Annotated in this window: 17 protein-coding genes; 5 read left to right on the plus strand and 12 right to left on the minus strand. The window is 74.6% G+C overall.

What is annotated here, in order from left to right; translation table 11 throughout:
• Positions 1-21: 21 nt before the first annotated feature.
• From WCD41_RS06100 to WCD41_RS06125, 6 genes are all read right to left on the minus strand, one after another.
• On the minus strand, positions 22-606 hold the full coding sequence (locus WCD41_RS06100; protein ID WP_337712503.1) for a propanediol/glycerol family dehydratase medium subunit: 585 nt from the start codon (positions 604-606) through the stop codon (positions 22-24).
• Positions 603-2,315 (minus strand): propanediol/glycerol family dehydratase large subunit, encoded by a 1,713-nt coding sequence (locus tag WCD41_RS06105; RefSeq protein ID WP_337712504.1) that lies wholly within the window; start codon positions 2,313-2,315, stop codon positions 603-605. The genes WCD41_RS06100 and WCD41_RS06105 overlap by 4 nt, the downstream gene beginning before the upstream one ends.
• Position 2,316: 1 nt before the next feature.
• A complete protein-coding gene (locus WCD41_RS06110; protein WP_337712505.1) occupies positions 2,317-2,751 on the minus strand; it encodes a diol dehydratase small subunit in 435 nt (144 codons plus the stop codon).
• Positions 2,748-3,647, minus strand: a complete 900-nt coding sequence (locus tag WCD41_RS06115) for an MIP/aquaporin family protein (protein ID WP_337712506.1) — start codon at positions 3,645-3,647, stop codon at positions 2,748-2,750. The genes WCD41_RS06110 and WCD41_RS06115 overlap by 4 nt, the downstream gene beginning before the upstream one ends.
• Before the next feature lie 36 nt (positions 3,648-3,683).
• A complete protein-coding gene (locus tag WCD41_RS06120; protein WP_337712508.1) occupies positions 3,684-4,088 on the minus strand; it encodes a GlcG/HbpS family heme-binding protein in 405 nt (134 codons plus the stop codon).
• Positions 4,089-4,428: 340 nt separating this feature from the next.
• On the minus strand, positions 4,429-5,082 hold the full coding sequence (locus tag WCD41_RS06125; protein ID WP_337712509.1) for a GntR family transcriptional regulator: 654 nt from the start codon (positions 5,080-5,082) through the stop codon (positions 4,429-4,431).
• A 95-nt stretch (positions 5,083-5,177) separates the two neighbouring features.
• On the opposite strand from WCD41_RS06125, the gene WCD41_RS06130 reads away from it, so the two are divergent.
• Complete coding sequence (locus WCD41_RS06130; RefSeq protein WP_337712510.1) at positions 5,178-6,629, plus strand: LuxR C-terminal-related transcriptional regulator; 1,452 nt, start codon at positions 5,178-5,180, stop codon at positions 6,627-6,629.
• Positions 6,630-6,635: 6 nt separating this feature from the next.
• Here the strand turns inward: WCD41_RS06130 and WCD41_RS06135 are convergent, their stop codons facing one another.
• The 5 genes from WCD41_RS06135 to WCD41_RS06155 are packed head-to-tail and all read right to left on the minus strand — an operon-like array spanning position 6,636 to position 11,075.
• Positions 6,636-7,628, minus strand: coding sequence for an aldo/keto reductase (locus tag WCD41_RS06135; protein WP_337712511.1), 993 nt, complete (start codon positions 7,626-7,628; stop codon positions 6,636-6,638).
• Positions 7,629-7,638: 10 nt separating this feature from the next.
• Positions 7,639-8,667 (minus strand): glycosyltransferase family 9 protein, encoded by a 1,029-nt coding sequence (locus WCD41_RS06140; RefSeq protein ID WP_337712512.1) that lies wholly within the window; start codon positions 8,665-8,667, stop codon positions 7,639-7,641.
• The gene (locus tag WCD41_RS06145; RefSeq protein WP_337712513.1) at positions 8,664-9,827 is read right to left on the minus strand and encodes a glycosyltransferase family 4 protein; all 1,164 of its coding nucleotides are present in this window, start codon (positions 9,825-9,827) and stop codon (positions 8,664-8,666) included. The genes WCD41_RS06140 and WCD41_RS06145 overlap by 4 nt, the downstream gene beginning before the upstream one ends.
• 40 nt (positions 9,828-9,867) lie before the next feature.
• A complete protein-coding gene (locus WCD41_RS06150; protein ID WP_337712514.1) occupies positions 9,868-10,215 on the minus strand; it encodes a hypothetical protein in 348 nt (115 codons plus the stop codon).
• A complete protein-coding gene (locus WCD41_RS06155; RefSeq protein ID WP_337712515.1) occupies positions 10,215-11,075 on the minus strand; it encodes an MBL fold metallo-hydrolase in 861 nt (286 codons plus the stop codon). The genes WCD41_RS06150 and WCD41_RS06155 overlap by 1 nt, the downstream gene beginning before the upstream one ends.
• 39 nt (positions 11,076-11,114) lie before the next feature.
• Here WCD41_RS06155 and WCD41_RS06160 point away from each other — a divergent pair, with 39 nt between their 5' ends.
• Genes WCD41_RS06160 through WCD41_RS06170 form a run of 3 tightly spaced genes read left to right on the plus strand, consistent with a single transcriptional unit; the run spans position 11,115 to position 12,963 of the window.
• Positions 11,115-12,182, plus strand: a complete 1,068-nt coding sequence (locus WCD41_RS06160; RefSeq protein ID WP_337712516.1) for a glycosyltransferase family 9 protein — start codon at positions 11,115-11,117, stop codon at positions 12,180-12,182.
• On the plus strand, positions 12,182-12,499 hold the full coding sequence (locus WCD41_RS06165; protein WP_337712517.1) for a hypothetical protein: 318 nt from the start codon (positions 12,182-12,184) through the stop codon (positions 12,497-12,499). The genes WCD41_RS06160 and WCD41_RS06165 overlap by 1 nt, the downstream gene beginning before the upstream one ends.
• Before the next feature lie 17 nt (positions 12,500-12,516).
• Positions 12,517-12,963, plus strand: coding sequence for a DUF2267 domain-containing protein (locus WCD41_RS06170; protein ID WP_337712518.1), 447 nt, complete (start codon positions 12,517-12,519; stop codon positions 12,961-12,963).
• A 161-nt stretch (positions 12,964-13,124) separates the two neighbouring features.
• Here the strand turns inward: WCD41_RS06170 and WCD41_RS06175 are convergent, their stop codons facing one another.
• Entirely contained in the window at positions 13,125-14,513 is a 1,389-nt protein-coding gene (locus WCD41_RS06175; protein ID WP_337712519.1) for an aldehyde dehydrogenase family protein, read from the minus strand.
• A gap of 106 nt (positions 14,514-14,619) precedes the next feature.
• On the opposite strand from WCD41_RS06175, the gene WCD41_RS06180 reads away from it, so the two are divergent.
• Positions 14,620-15,366 (plus strand): SDR family oxidoreductase, encoded by a 747-nt coding sequence (locus WCD41_RS06180; protein WP_337712521.1) that lies wholly within the window; start codon positions 14,620-14,622, stop codon positions 15,364-15,366.
• The last annotated feature ends 3 nt before the right edge of the window (positions 15,367-15,369 follow it).

Genomic DNA, 15,369 nt, shown 5'->3' on the forward strand with positions numbered 1-15,369 from the left:
GACCCTCGCTCCCCGGAACTGCTAGTCGACCGTGGTGATGACCGGCTCGACCTCGACCGCGGCGCGGTCCTTGTCGATGCAGTCGAACTCCTTGAGGTGCAGGAGCGCGGCCTTGGCCTGCCAGCGCGGGCGGGCCATCTGGTCGTTGCGCGTCGGCACCGGCTTGGGCGACTGGCCCTGGGCGTACTGCGCGGCGTTCGCCCCGATCATGCGGAACACCTCGGCGTCGAGCAACGGCGCCTGGGGGAAGAGCTCGAGGTTCGACAGCCGCGCCAGGTCGCGCTGGTGGAGCACCGTGGTGCCCCGTGACAGCACCCCGACCGCGATGCCGGAGCCGGACAGCTTGGCGCCGAGGTGGGCGACGGCCGCGAGGTCGGCGGTCCGGTAGACCTTGATCACGCGCGCCGTGCCGCCGCGCTCCTCGATGCCCGCCAGCAGCTGGCGGATCACCTCGGCGTGCGGGACGTCCACGATCGTCTTGGTGAACGGGTCGCCGAACGCCGGCGAGAGCGCGATGACGACCTCGTCGGCACGGGTGCCGCGCTCGGCGGGCCCGATCTCGCGCAGCGACAGCGTCCGGACCGAGTCCGCGGTGGGCGTGCTCATGAGACCTCCTCCTCGGGGTTCTCGGCGGAGGTGACGTGACGGAGCTTCTTGAGCTCCTCCCACCGCTCGCCGGACAGGCGGTAACCGGTGCCGGGGCCGGCGTAGTCGTTGGCGTCGTTGATCGCCGCCAGGGGGACGAAGTCGCCGGTGAAGATCGCGGCGGTCTGCAGCAGGTCGCCGGAGACGCGCTGGCGCAGCACCTGCAGGTAGTTCTCGGCGACGTCGCCGAAGCCCGAGCGCTCGAGCGCCTTGACGAGGTCAAGGCCGGTGATCCCGCGGTCCATCACGCTGCGGGCGCCGTCGAGGTCGGCGAGGACGTCGCGGTCCGGGTAGTCGTCGCTGGAGTTGGCGTAGGTCGCCGCCTCCACCTCCTCGTCGGTGATCGCCGGGAGGTCGAGCTCCGCGAAGACGGCCTGCATCGCGCGGGCGGCCTTGTTGCGGACCTGGAGGATGACGTCCTCACGGACGTGGCGCAGGCCGCCGTCGACCTGCATGTCGCGCTGGATGGTGTTCCAGTCGTCGTAGTCCTCGGTGTCGACGTTCGACCCGGCGAACATGTTGTCCATGTTGGGCACCGCCGAGTAGCCGGAGCACACGAAGTCGGTGCCGGGCAGCATCTGCGGCAGCAGGCGGCTGGTGCGCCGCATCGCCGAGTGCGAGAACGACTGGTCGTTGCCCGAGGCGCACTCGAGGTCCATCCAGCTGGCGACGAGGTTCTCCGCCGCGACGGCACGGATGCCGCCGGGCACCGCGCCGGGCACGCCGATGCAGGAGATGGAGCCGTTCTGCAGGCCCTGGACGCCCGCGCCCTTGGCCATGAGGATGCAGCGGATCTCCAGGTACAGCATGGACCGCCCCTCGGCGTTGCCCATCTGCACCTCCGAGCCGGTGCCCGAGGTGAAGCGCATCTTGATGCCGCGGCTGGCGTAGGCCGAGGCGAGGAACGCCTTGGACCAGGGGGTGTCGTCGCCGTCGACGAACACCGACTCCGTGCCGTAGATCGAGATCGTCTCGGCGTAGGCGGTGATGCCGCGCATGCCGAGGTCGAGCTCGGTGGCCTCCTCCAGCGCGCACTGGGTGAGCACGCCGCCGCGCCCGACCTGGCCGCCGACCTGCAGGCCGATCGCCACCAGCGGGGCGTAGCGGACGACGCCGAGGGTGGTCTCCAGCTCGGCGAAGCCGCGGACCGCGCCCTCGGCCGCGTCGGCGGCGACCTGGATCGGGTTGTCCTTGGCGCTCGTCGAGTGCGCCTGGTTGGCCGGCGTGCGCCGCGAGCGGGTCTTCTGGATGCCCATCATGATCTCGACGACGTTCATCAGCTTGACGACGTCGAGGATCTTGGCGGGCGTGAGGCCGCGCCCGAGGGCGACGATCTCGGCGCGCGTCGTGCGCGGGTCGACGAGCGCGCGGGCGATCTCCACCGACGGGGTCGCCATGGCGTCCTCGCAGGTGTCGACGTCGATCGCGTGGTCGGCGATGAACGTGTCCATGAAGTCGAACCGGTCGCGAGTACGACCGTCGAGCTCGACGATCCGCCCGTCCTCGACGCGCACCGACGGTGCCGGGTCGAAGTCGGACTCCATCGCGACGAGGCCCTTCTCGGGCCACTCCTCGACGAAGCCGTCCAGGTTCACCGGGCGGTTCTCGAGGACCTCGGTGCGCTTGGAGCTGCGCACCGACGACTCGGAGCGGGGGGCTACCGCGGTCATGTCAGTCCTCCTCGGCGAGCAGGTCGCGGGCCGCGTAGACCTGCGCGGCCTCGCGCACCAGCGCGGCGCAGATGGTGGCGGAGTAGGTGTTCTCCAGCTTCGCGGCGATCTCCTCGAGCTGGTCGGCGCTCGAGGCGTTGGGGCGCAGCGCGTTGTACATCGCGAGCACCTCGGCGTCCGGGATGGCGGTCATCTCGGCCGCGCGGCGGCAGTTCTCGCCGAGCTGGCGGCGGCCCATCGACTCGGCGATGCGGCCCTGCATCACCAGGGTCTCGGGGGTGACGCGCAGGTCCTCGGCGGTGACCTCGCCGGAGACGACGGCGTCCATCGTGATGTCCGCGAGCGCCTTGCCGGTGGGCGTGCGCAGCAGTTCGGGACGGTTGATCGAGAGCGGGTAGTCCGCGGGGGTCAGTTCTGCGGTCTCGGTGCTGGTCATCGGTTGGCCTCCTTCGAGGAGTTGGCGGGCACGACGACGTCGGCGGCCGTGACCGGGTGACGGGGGTCGGCGTTGACGCCGGCCTCGGCGGACTCGGGCGTCGGGGCGGGCGCCGGGCTGTCGAGCTCGGCGGGCACCTCGAGGCGCTCGATGATCAGCACGTAGAGGCCGCCGCCGATGAGGGCGCCGATGATCGGGGCGACGATCGGGAGCCACCAGTAGGGCGTGCCGTCGGCGGTGCCCCAGGCGCCGTCGTAGCCGGTGAGCCACTGGGCCAGGCGCGGACCGAAGTCGCGGGCGGGGTTGATCGCGTAGCCGGCGTTGGTGCCCCAGGCGAAGCCGATGCCGAGCAGCAGGAGGCCGACCATCAGCGGCAGCAGCTGGCCTGCCGCCCCCTGCAAGGTCGCGATCAGGGCGAACAGCACGAACACGAGCAGCGCGGTGCCGACGACCTGGTCGAAGAACGCCGTGCCGATGCCGTGGTTCGGCAGCGTCGAGAAGATCGTCTGCGACGCGGTGGTCAGGCCGGGGTCGACCTCGACGATGCCGGAGTTGTAGACGCCGCGGGTGACGAGCGCGGCCAGGAAGGCACCGAGGAACTGCGCGCCGATGTAGGGCACGACGCTGCGCCACGGCAGGTTGCGGTAGACGGCCATGGCGATCGTGACCGCCGGGTTCAGGTGGCCCGCGCCGAGGCGGCCGGCCACGTAGATGCCCATGATCAGGCCCGCGACCCAGCCCCAGGTCAGCGTGGCCCAGTCGCCGGCGTCGCCGCCGGACACGACCATCTGCGCCACCGACGCGGTGCCGAAGACGATGAGGATGAAGGTGCCGGCGAACTCGCCGACGAGCTCGCGGGTCAGGGGTGAGACGGACGGTCCAGCAGGACGGGACACGGAGGCGCTCCTGGCGGGGGTGGAGGGGGGTGGAGCTCAGGCCTTGATCGCGGCGGCCGCGGCTTCCGCGACCTGCACGTCCTGCTCGGCGGAGCCGGCGCTGACGCCGACGGCACCGACGATCTCGCCGTCTCGGTGGACGGGGACCCCTCCGCCGAAGACGACCATGCCGCCGGCGGTCTGCTCGAGGCCGTAGAGCTCGGCGCCAGGCTGGACCAGCGGCATGAGGGCCGCGGTCGGCGCCTCCATGAGGATCGACGTCTGCGCCTTGCGCTGGGCGATGTCGATGCTCGCCCGGATGGCGCCGTCCTGGCGGGCGAACGCCACGAGGTGGCCGCCGGCGTCGAGGATCGCGACGTTCATCGGCTGGCCGATCTTGTCGGCCTCCGCGAGCCCGGCGTCGAGCATCCGACGGGCCTCGGCGAGGGTCAGTCCGGGCATGCGGGGACCTCCGGTCACGGCTCGCTCGGAGCCAGGGGGAAGTGGACGCCCCGCGCCCGACCGGTCGAGGGGGCGGACCGGTCGGGCGGGGCGGTCGGGCGACGGCCCGGCGAGGCAGGACGCTAGGTACTCCGACTCGCGCAGGACCACGGGGACTGTCCCCACCCCCGGGTATGGGGGATCTCCCCCAGAGCCGAACGGCTGCCCTGCCGACGGGCGAACGGAAGTGTCAGCGGAGTGGCTCCGCAGACGTTGAGTGTCCGCAACGCCACGCACTCGATCGCGGAGTCGCCGGTCGGCTCGCCCGGTCGAGAATGACGTGCTCCGGGCGGGCGCCCGGCTATCGGCCGACGACCGCGACGCGCGTGGCGTCCAGGTGCACGCGCAAGCGGACGCGCGCCTCCGCCGCGTCGCCGAGCGCCAGCGCGTCGACGATCGCCTCGTGCTGGGCGAGGATCGCCCGCGGCCGGGTCGGCCCCTTCTCGAGCGAGCCGAGGTTCATCCGCAGCTGGCGGTCGCGCAGCGACGCGTAGAGCTCGAGCAGGATCGGGTTGTGCGCGCTCTCGACGAGCGTGATGTGGAAGCGGCGGTCGGCCTCGGCGAAGGCCTGCTCGTCGTCACGGGCGAGGGCGGCGCGCTGGATGTCGAGCACGTCGTGCAGGGCGCGACCGACGACGGCGCGGTCCTCCTCCGCGGCCGCGCAGAGCTTGGTCAGCGCGTGCCCCTCGACGAGCTCGCGCGCCTCGAGAACGGCCTCCACCTCGCTGGGGGACACCGCGACGACGAGTGCGCCGCGCTTGGGGAACAACCGGAGCAGCCCTTCGGCCTCCAGCCGGAGGAACGCCTCGCGTACCGGGGTCCGGCTCATCGCGAGCGTGTCCGCGACCTGCCCCTCGGTGATCAGGTCACCGCCGGGCAGCGAGCCGTCGAGGATGCGGGCCTTCGTGTCGCGATAGGCGCGTTCCTTCGCGGAGAGGCCGCTGATCCCCGTCACCGCACCGCCCTTGCCGTCGAGTCGGCGTGACCCTACTCTCACCACATCGATGCATCTTGTATGCATCATGAGTCCGACGTCGAGGAGGACGCCTGGTGACCGCAGTAGCAGCGTGGAACGCGCTCCCGGTGATGCCGGGGGTCGCCGACGCGCCGCCGCGGTCCACCGCACCCCGCCCCGCCGACGCCGACCCGCTGCTGCGCCGCCTCGCCGACCACCTCGGCACGCTGACCGGCGGCACCGGCTGGGTCGTGCGCGTCGACCAGGCGGCCGGCTCGTGGACGGTCGTCGCGGGTGACGGCACCGTGCCCGACGACGCCGTCGCCCGCCTGCTCGCGACGGCCGCACCGGTGCTCGACGGCACCGTGCTCGCCGTGCCCGTGCGGCGCGGTCCGCGGATCGTCGGCGCCTGCGTCACCACCGCCGGGCACACCGGGGGTTTCTCCGACGCCGACGTCCACCTCGCCGAGCTCTTCGCCGACTACGCCGCCCTCGCGCTCGCCGACAGCGGCGTCCTCGCCGGCCGCACGCTCGAGCAGGCCGTACGCCAGGAGCTGGACTGGGTGGAGGCCTACGCACCCATCCGGGGCGAGCTCGTCACCGTCGGCGCCGGCAGCATCCCGGGCGAGATCGCCGACGAGGTCTTCCGCATGACCCAGGAGGCGTTGCTCAACGCCGCGGTCCACGCCGACGCGGCGTGCGTGCGCGTCGGTGTGCTCCACGGCCCCGGGACGCTGACCGTGCTCGTCGAGGACGACGGGTGCGGCTTCGACACCGCGGCGGGCGCCGAGGTCACGACGGCGGGCGCGCGGCTCGGGCTGCGCGCGATGGCCGCCCGCGCCCGGCGTCTCGACGGCGAGCTCGAGATCGACAGCGCCCCCGGGCGCGGCACCCGGCTCCGGCTGACCCTGCCGTGCTCGTCGGCACCCCCGTCGGTCCCCGCGCGCACCCGCACCGGCGTCCTCGTCGCCGCCGTCCGTCCCGTCGTGCGGGCGGGTGTGGTGCGCCTGCTGCAGCTCGGTGCGCCCGGGCTGGGGATGGTGTCGGAGGTCGCGGGCGCCGACGACCTCGCCGCGACGTGCCGTCTGCTGGGTCCCGACGTGCTGGTCGTCGAGCACGAACTGCTGGGCGACGACCTCGTCGCCGTTCTCGAGCGCCTGGCGCGCGGGGGAGACCCCCCGGCCGTCGTCCTCCTCGGCGACGACTGCCCCGACGAGCGCCTGCGCGTCGCCGTCGGCGCGGGGGTGAAGGGCTGCGTCGACCCGGACGCCGACGAGACGCGGCTCGTCGCCGTCGTCGCCGCCGCCGGGCGGGGCGAGACGCTGCTCGCCGACGACCAGCTCGAGCGCCTGGCCGCGCCCCGCGCCGCCGGCAGCTCGGCGATCACGCCGCGCGAGCGCGAGGTCCGCACGCTCGTCGCCCGCGGCTTCACCGACCGCCAGATCGCCCGGGCGCTCGCGATCTCGGCCAAGACCGTCGAGAAGCACGTCGGCTCGTTGCTGCGCAAGACCGGGACGCGCAACCGGACGATGCTGGCGCAGATCTAGCGGGTTCTAGCGGCCGGCGCCGATCTGCGCCCGCGCTATCCCGGCCAGCGCCGACAGGCCCGACACGGGACGGAACGACTCGGCGGCCGCCGAGAGCGCCGTGTATTCGTCGCCGGCGAGCGTGATCTCGGCCGCGGCGCAGTTGCTCTCGAGCTGGGCGACGCTGGACGCGCCGGGGATCGCGACGACGACCGGGTGGTGGATGGTCCAGGCCAGCGCGACCTGCGAGGGCGTGGCGTCGTGGGCGTCCGCCACCGCCCGCAGCGTCTCGATCAGCGGCGTGACGCGGCGCAGGCTCTCGGGCAGGAAGAGCGGGTTGAGCGAGCGGACGCGGTTGGCGGGGCGGTGCTCGGCGTCGAACTTGCCCGACAGCAGGCCCTGCGCGAGCGGGCTGTAGGCGAGGACCGCGCGCCCGGCGGTGCGCGCGTAGGGCAGGAGGTCGGCGTCGGGGTCGCGGGCGACGAGGCTGTACTGCACCTGGTTGGCGATCACCTGCGTGCCCAGCGCCGTCTCGGCGCCCTGCCAGCGGTCGAGGGTGTAGTTGCTGACACCGACCTCGTCGACGACACCCGCGGCCTGCAGCGTCCGCATGCCGGCCATGGTCGTGCCGTCGCCGACGACCGGGTTGGGCTGGTGGACCTGGTAGAGGTCGATCCTGCGACGCAGCCGGGCCGCGCTGGACGTGCCGCGCTGCACGACGACCTGGTCGACGGGGAGCACCGGGAAGATCTTGGTGGCGACGACGGTGGTGGCCGGGTCGGCGTCGGCGCGATCGAGGGCCTCGCCGAGGATGCGCTCGCTGCGCCCGAACCCGTAGGCCTCGGCGGTGTCGAACACCGTGACGCCGAGCTCGAGGGCGCGGGACACGATCCGCGACGCCTCGCTGTCCGGGCCCTGCGCGTAGTCGGTGCCGTAGCCCCACTCACGGGACCCGAACTGCCAGGTGCCGAGGCCGATCGCGGACCACTTCTTGGCCGTGGGGAGGTCGAGGTAGCGCATGTCCTCGTTTCTACCCGCCGGTCCGGACGACCTGCTCCCGCACCCGCTCCACCGGCAGGTCGAGCAGGCACGCCGGCTCGGACGCGAGCGGGCACCGCGCCTCCCACCAGCAGACCTGCTCGGTGATCGCCGTCGGCTCGCGGTGGGGGCACTCCGGCAGGCCCTGGAGGTTGGTGCCCTCCTCCAGGCCGTAGCGCGACGCCGCGGTGGGGCCGAAGAGGGCGACGGTGCGGGCGCCGACCGCGGCGGCCAGGCGCACCGGGCCGGTGTCGGGGCCGACGACGACGCCGCCGGCCTCGCCGACCGCGGCGAACCGGGCGGCGAGCCCGCGCAGATCGGTGGGCGGGAGCTCTGTCGCGCCCTCGACCGGGCCGACCGAGAGCACCGGGCCGGGCAGGGTGCTCGCCAGCGCCGCCCAGCGGCGGGCGGGCCAGCGCTTCACGGCCATCCCGGCGTCGGGGACGAGGACGGTCGGCGAACGGCCCAGCGGGCCCGGGTCCGGGCTCGGCGTGTCGCGCGAGCGAGCGTGTGGTGTTTCTGACGCCCAGTGTCTGCGGTGCCACTCCGCTGACACGAGGGCACGGCGACCGGACGCACGTTCCTCGGCCGTGAGCACCACGCGGGGCGGCCGGACGCGGTCGGCGATGACACCCTCGGCGGCCAGGATCCGCTGGTAGCGCTCACCCACCTTCTCGTCGGCCGGGGGACGCCGCCACAGGTTCGCGACGGCACGGGTGCCCCGGGTGCGGGCGTCGGACTCCACCAGGTCGCCGATGCCGTCGAAGCGCGTCGTCGTCACCACGAGGTCCGGGGCGAGCTCGGCGAGGGCCTGCTCGACGGCTGCACGCTCGTCGTGCTTGTCGGCCGTGCGCACCGCGGTGACGGCGGGGTCGTGCGCGAGCAGCGGGGCACCGAGGGCGTGGGTGAGCACGGTCAGCTCGGCGTCGGGGTGCGCCTCGGCCAGCGCGTGCACGCTCGGCAGCACCATGATCAGGTCGCCGAGCCCACCGAGCAGGTCGACGACGAGGATCCTCCTCACGGTCGGGCTCCGCTCCGCTTCGTCTCCGAGACCTCGCGGTACGTCGCCACGTGCGACGCCGCGAGCGTGTCCCAGTCACGGCCCCGCACGAGCGCGTGCCCGCCGGCGGCGACCCGCGAGCGCAGGTCGTCGTCGTCCAGCAGCCGGCGCAGGCCGGTCTCGAGCACGTCGACGTCGCGGACCTCGCGGGCGACGACCACCGTCTCGCCGTCGGCGAGGTCGGGGTCCCCGGCTGCGTCCGTGCGGCGCGTGATCAGCGTCGGCAGCCCGTGGTCGAGGGCCGCGAGCAGGGCGCCGCTCTTGAGCGTCGCCCCCGCCGTGAACGGGAAGGCGGCGATGTCGGCGGCCTGCAGGGCGGCGGAGACCTCGCGGGCGGGACGGTGCCCGGTGATCGTCACGCGGTCGGCGACGCCGGCGGCGTCGACGTGCGCGGTCAGCTCCGCCCGGAACGCCTCCGCCTCGTCGACGGGCAGGGCGAGCGAGGTGAAGCCGCCGAGCACGAGCAGGTGCAGTGCGGGGTGCTGGCCGGCGAGGCGCGCGATCGCGTCGACCAGGTAGCGCAGCCCCTTCACCGGGTGCACGAACCCGAAGAACACGACGAGCTCGGCGTCCGCGGGCACCCCCAGCGCGCGGCGGGTGCTGGCGCGGTCGGGGGCGGTCGGGTCGACCTCGACGTTCGGGAGCAGCGGCGCCCGCCGCGCCTCGACCCCGCAGCGCTCGCGCAGCGTCGCGGCGTGGTCGGCGTTGGTCGTCAGCACCGCGGCGCTGCGGGAGACGAGCCGCCCGGTCTCGCGGTCGGCGAGGCCGCGGCGCTCGAGGAACGTCCACACCGGCTCCGGCACGCGCGGGGCGACCGTCCACCACCCGTACTCGTGCAGCGTCGTCACCAGCGGCATCCCGGCGAGGTCGCCCAGCAGCCCGGGCGCACCGGAGAAGCCGAACGCCGACGGGGCGAACTGCACGTGCGCGACGTCGGCGCCGCTCGCGCGCAGGTAGCGCGCGGCGCGCAGGAGCCCGAGCGGTCCCGGGTCGACGGGCACGTCGACGACGTCGACGCCCTGGCGGTCGAGCGCCTCGGCGAGGTGGCCGGTGTAGTCGGCGACACCGTCGTGCGCGGGGTCGGCGCGCCCGTGCACGAGCGCGACGCGGAGGCGTGTCACCGGGCGGCGTTACCCGAACGGCCCCGCCCGAGAACACCGGTCACCAGAAGCCGACGCGCATCCCGACGGGCCAGTACGCGTCCCGCGGCGGCTCCTGCTCGTTCACCAGGACCTCGAACCACGTGTAGCCGTACTCGTGCGGATCGGCCGCGAGCGTGAACACGAAGCGCAGCACGACGTCACCGCCGTCCTCCCGCGACGCCGGCGCCTCCAGCGTCACCAGCTCGAACTCCCCGCGGTCCGGCGCGAACCCCTCGTGCAGCCAGCTGCGCAGGAAGCGCAGCGCCAACGACACGAGGTCCGCGCGCGCCGCCACCGCCCGCTGCGCCACCGCGACCCGCACCTCGTCGGCGAGCACCTCCACCCCGTCGGGGAGCTCCCAGCGCATCACCCGTCCGCCGCGACGTAGATCGAGCACGCGTCGAAGACGGCCTCGCGCACGGGGTCGTCGTCACAGTCCCGGGCCGGGCGCAGGACGGCGTCGCCGGCGCGCAGGCGCGCGAAGGCGTCGGCGACCTCGCGCACGAAGTGGCCCTCGGCGACCCCGCGGCCGAAGTGCGCCATGAGCACGAGGCGGACGTCGAGCTCCGCGAGGCGCGCGGTGGAGGCGGCGAACGCCGCGAGGTCGGACTCCGGGGCCTGCGCGTAGATGGGGCCGGTGTTGATCGTGTCGCCGGCGAGCAGCAGGCCGTCGTGCTCGTCGAGGAAGCAGACCGAGTCGGGCGAGTGGCCGGGGGTGTGCAGCACGCGCAGGGTGCGCCCGCCGAGGTCGACGACGTCGCCGTCGACCAGCAGGTCGGGCGTCGGGCCGGGCGGCGGGTCCCACGTCTCCTCGATGTCCGGCGGCAGCGGGCGCGGGTCGGAGTCGGCGGAGAGCAGGTGGAAGAACTCGTGGTCCAGGGCCCGGTAGCGCTCGGCGGCGGCGAGCAGGCGGCGCGCGTAGGCGAGGTAGCGGCGGCGCTCGGCGGCGTCGGTGCCGCCCCGCAGCTCGGCGACGCCGGCGGGGTGGATCGCCACCCGGTCGAACTCGGCGTCGCCGCCGACGTGGTCGAGGTGTGCGTGGGTGTGGACGACGTCGATCGGGCGGTCGGTGAGCGCCGCGGCCACCGGGCGGATCGGCGCGATGCCGAGGCCGGTGTCGACGAGCACCGCGCGGTCGCGGCCGGCGACGAGCCAGGAGTTGACGTGCCCCGGCTCGGCGACCAGCCAGGTGTCCCTCGCCACCGGTCGCGCGTGGAACCAGCTCACGGCGGGTGAGCCTGCCAGCAGTGCCGGGTACTCGCCGCCGTGCCCGACCTGTCCCACCCCGCCGCCCACCGGCCCGGCCACGGTGACCCCGACTGGGCCGCGATGCGCCGCATCCTCGTCGTGCGCCCCGACAACGTCGGCGACGTCCTCATGACCGGCCCGGTCTTCCGCGCCCTGCGCGCCGCCGCGCCCCGCGCGGCGCTCGACCTGCTCGCCTCCCCCGCCGGCGCCGCCGCCGCGTCGCTGCTCCCGCAGGTCGACGGCGTCGTCACCGCGTCCGTGTCGTGGCAGCAGCTCGACCTCGTCCCGGGCAGCGACCCCGACGCCGAGCTCGTCGGGGACCTCGCCGCGCGCGGCTACGACGCGGCGATCGTGCTGACCTCGTTCTCGCAGTCGCCGTGGCCGGCCGCCGAGGTCGCCCGGCGGGCCGGGGTGCCGGTGCGCGTCGGGCTGTCCAAGGAGTTCGGCGGGGGGCTGCTCACGCACTGGGTGCCGTCGCCGCCGGACGAGGAGCACCAGGTCGACCGCATGCTCGGCCTGCTCGCCGCGGTCGGGGTGCCGTCGCGGGGCATCGCGCTGGAGGTCCGGGTCCCCGACGACGCCGCGACCCCGCTGGCGGTCGTGGGCGAGCGCTACGCCGTCGTCGCCCCGGGGGCGAGCTGCCCGTCGCGGCGCTGGCCCGCCGAGCGGTTCGCCGCCGTCGTCCGGGCGCTGGCCGGGGACGGGCTGACGGTGGTCGTGAGCGGTACCGAGCGGGAGTCCGACCTCGTGCACGCCGTCGCCGGTGACGTCGGCGTGCCGCTGGCCGGCGGGCTCGGGCTCGCCGACCTCGCGTCGCTGCTCGCGGGCGCGGAGGTCGTCGTCGCCAACAACTCCGGCGGGGTGCACCTCGCCGACGCCGTGGGCGCGCCCGTCGTCGAGCTGTTCGCCGGGACCGAGACCGTCGACCAGTACCGGCCGCGCACCACCCGCGCCGAGGTGCTCACACGGCCCGTGTCGTGCGCGCCGTGCCGCCAGCTGGTGTGCCCGTTCGGCCAGGAGTGCCTGGCGATCTCGCCGGACGAGGTCGTCGCCGCGGCGCGGCGGCTGCGGGCGGTGCACGTGTAGTGGTCGAGCACACCGACGACGGGCGCCACATCGTCGTCAACGGGCGGAAGTGGCGGGCGACCGACCCGCTGATCGGCGAGGAGGACGGCGCGGTGCTGCGCCGCTGGCTGATGGCCGCACGCCGCGACGTCGGGACGGCCCGCCGGCACGGCGACGCCGACGCCGAGGCGGCCGCCCGTGCGCGGGTGCACGCCGCCAAGACCGCGCTGGGCGAGCGGGGGACCCCCTGGTGGGAGCAGTCCGACGACGAGCGCCGCGCCCGCTGGACCGAGGGACTGCGCCGCGCCGAGCAGGAGGGGTTTGACGCGGCGGGGTGAACGGGTGCCCCCCGCCCATGACGACTCCGCCGATCCAGGGTGACGAGAACCCGAACGACCCGAACCCGTCGAACTCCAGCCAGACGCTCGCCGCGTTCAGCGGTCAGGTCCAGCGACGCCTCGGCCTGGAGCAGCCGTCGGAGGCCGAGGTGCTGGTCCGCAGCACGCTCAACGAGCTCGGCAAGACGATCAGCAGCGGCCTGGCGCAGGAGCTGACGATCAGCCTCCCGCCGGAGCTGTCCGCGGAGCTGCGCGCCCAGCGCCCGAAGGACGACGCGGCCCGGCCGGTCGGCAAGGACGCCTTCGTCGACGCCGTGAGCGGGCACGTCACGTCCGTCGACGCCGAGACGGTCGAGCGCCAGGTCGAGGAGGTGCTGCGGCTGCTGCGCTCGTGGCTGCCGGAGGACCAGGTCGACCGCACCCTCGAGCAGCTCCCGGGCGAGCTGGTGGCGCTGATGCGCTGACCTATGTGAGCGAACTTCGGTGCTCCAGCACCGAAGTTCGCTCACATACGGCGGGTGGAGCAGGGCGGTGCTCCGGTCGCCGAGGCCGACGAGGAATGAACGGCGCTCTCGCTGCTTCGGAAGCAGCGAGAGCGCCGTTCGTTCGTCCCGGGGTGCGGCCGCTACGGCAGCGGGGACCAGTGCACCACCTTCGTGGTGGTCATCTCGTCGAGGAGCTCCGGCCCGTAGCCGAAGCCGGTGCCCGAGGTGCCCCGGGGCTGCGCCGCCCCGCCGGGCGCGCCGCCGAACACTCCGTTGATCTTCACGCTGCCGACGGGGAGCTCGCGCCACGCCTGCTGGGCGTTGTTCATCGAGCCGGTGAGGACGGTGGCGGCGAGCCCGTGCGGGTCGTCGATCGCCTCGGCGAGCCCCTGCGCGAAGTCCTCCACCACGCGCACCGGTGCCACCGGACCGAACGTCTCCTCGCGTGTGATCGTCATCGCCGGCGTCAGGCCGGAGAGCACGGTCGCCGGGTAGAACGCGCCGTCGCCGTCGGGGACGACACCTCCCGCGTGCACGGTCGCGCCGTCGGCGACCGCGGCCGCGACGTGGCCGTGCACGTGCTCGCGGTGCCGGCGGTCGACCAGCGGGCCGAGCGCCTTCTCCCCCGCCGCCGAGGGCCGGTAGACCCAGCGCGCGGCCTCCTCGGCCAGCGCGTCGAGGAACGGCTCGGCGATCGCGGCGGCGCAGTAGATGCGCTCGACGGACACGCAGACCTGCCCGCCGTTGGCGTACGAGCCGAGCGCGGCCTGCTCGGCGGCCCAGCGCGGGTCGACGTCGGCGTCGACGACGAGCGGGTCGTTGCCGCCGTTCTCGAGCAGGACGTGGGCGCCGGTGCCCGCCGCGGCCTGGCGGATCGCGCGGCCGGCGGCGATCGAGCCGACGTGGGCGACGAGGTCGACGTCGGCGTGCCCGGAGAGTGCCGCGCCGGTCGGCCCGGCCCCGTCGACGATCTCGAGGACGCCCTCGGGCAGGAACGACGCGACGAGCTCGGCGAAGCGGCGCCCGAGATGCGGGCAGCGCTCGCTGGGCTTGTGCACGACGGTGTTGCCGGTGACGAGCGCGGCGCCGATGAGGCCCGCGGCCACGGCGACCGGGTCGTTCCACGGCGTGATCACCGCGGCGACCCCGCGCGGCTCGGGGACCATGAGGTCGGTCGCCGACCAGGAGCCCAGCAGCGAGCGACCGCGGTGGACCGGGCCGAGCTCGGCGTACTGCTCCATCGTCCCGGCGGCCGCGAGCACGCCGCCGAGCCCGTCGTCGTAGGGCCGGCCCGTCTCGGTCTCGTTGAGCCGCGCGAGCTCCTCGGCCACACCGCGCAGCGCCCCGGCGGCGTCCCGCACGAGCCCGGCACGATCGGCGGCCGGGGTGCGCGCCCAGCCGTCGCGGGCCACGCGGGCCCGGCCCACGGCCTCGTCGACGTCGCCGGCGTCCGCGGGCCGGACGCGTCCCACGAGCTCGCCGGTGGCCGGGTCGTGGACCTCGATGTCGGTGTCGGTCGTAGTGGTCACGGGGCCGGGTTCCACCTCGGACCCGCGAGTACGCCTCCTCACCTGTGAGCACCACCGCGTGCGCCGACGCCGTTTCGCCGTCCCGCACCGCAGACACCCCGACCACATGGCAGGACGACTGGACGGGACCACGGCGATCGTCACCGGCGCGTCGAGCGGCATCGGCGCGGCCACCGCCCGCGCGCTCGCCGCGGAAGGCGCCGGCGTGGCGCTCTTCGCCCGGCGCCGCGACAGGCTCGAGGACCTCGCGGGCGAGCTGACCGGCGCGAGCGTGCACGAGGTCGACGTCGCCGACGCCGAGGCCGTGCGCCGGGCCGTCGACGAGGTCGCGCAACAGCACGGCGGCGTCGACGTGCTCGTCAACAACGCCGGCTACGGGTCGATGGACCTCGCTCGGGACGCCGACCTCGGCGAGTGGCAGAAGATGGTCGACGTCAACCTGCACGGCGTGCTGTCGACCACCCACGCCGCGCTCGGCCACCTCGCGTCGGCCGCGCAGGGCGCCCGCGGGATCGCCGACATCGTGACGGTCTCGTCGGTCGCCGGGCGCAGCGTGACCGGCCCCGGCAGCAACGTCTACGCGGCGACCAAGCACGCCGTCGGCGCGTTCTCCGAGGCGCTGCGCCAGGAGCTCGCCGAGCAGCACGTGCGCGTCGGGCTCGTCGAGCCGGGCCTCGTCGACACGGAACTGACCAACACCGGCGACGACAACAAACCCGACGCCTCCCAGGCCTCCGAGCTGGGCCTGCTCCACGCCGACGACATCGCCGACGCCGTGGTCTACGTCGTGACCCGGCCGGCCCGGACCGCCGTCAACGAGGTGCTGGTCCGGCCGACCGAGCAGAAGAACTGAACG

It is taken from the genome of Actinomycetospora aeridis, assembly GCF_037400275.1.
Lineage (GTDB): Bacteria > Actinomycetota > Actinomycetes > Mycobacteriales > Pseudonocardiaceae > Actinomycetospora > Actinomycetospora aeridis.

Excerpts from the sequence above, each read along its gene's own strand:
- WCD41_RS06100 (WP_337712503.1), bottom strand. The coding sequence starts at position 606 with ATGAGCACGCCCACCGCGGACTCGGTCCGGACGCTGTCGCTGCGCGAG.
- WCD41_RS06105 (WP_337712504.1), bottom strand. The coding sequence starts at position 2,315 with ATGACCGCGGTAGCCCCCCGCTCCGAGTCGTCGGTGCGCAGCTCCAAG.
- WCD41_RS06110 (WP_337712505.1), bottom strand. The coding sequence starts at position 2,751 with ATGACCAGCACCGAGACCGCAGAACTGACCCCCGCGGACTACCCGCTC.
- WCD41_RS06120 (WP_337712508.1), bottom strand. The coding sequence starts at position 4,088 with ATGCCCGGACTGACCCTCGCCGAGGCCCGTCGGATGCTCGACGCCGGG.
- WCD41_RS06135 (WP_337712511.1), bottom strand. The coding sequence starts at position 7,628 with ATGCGCTACCTCGACCTCCCCACGGCCAAGAAGTGGTCCGCGATCGGC.
- WCD41_RS06150 (WP_337712514.1), bottom strand. The coding sequence starts at position 10,215 with ATGCGCTGGGAGCTCCCCGACGGGGTGGAGGTGCTCGCCGACGAGGTG.
- WCD41_RS06170 (WP_337712518.1), top strand. The coding sequence starts at position 12,517 with ATGACGACTCCGCCGATCCAGGGTGACGAGAACCCGAACGACCCGAAC.
- WCD41_RS06180 (WP_337712521.1), top strand. The coding sequence starts at position 14,620 with ATGGCAGGACGACTGGACGGGACCACGGCGATCGTCACCGGCGCGTCG.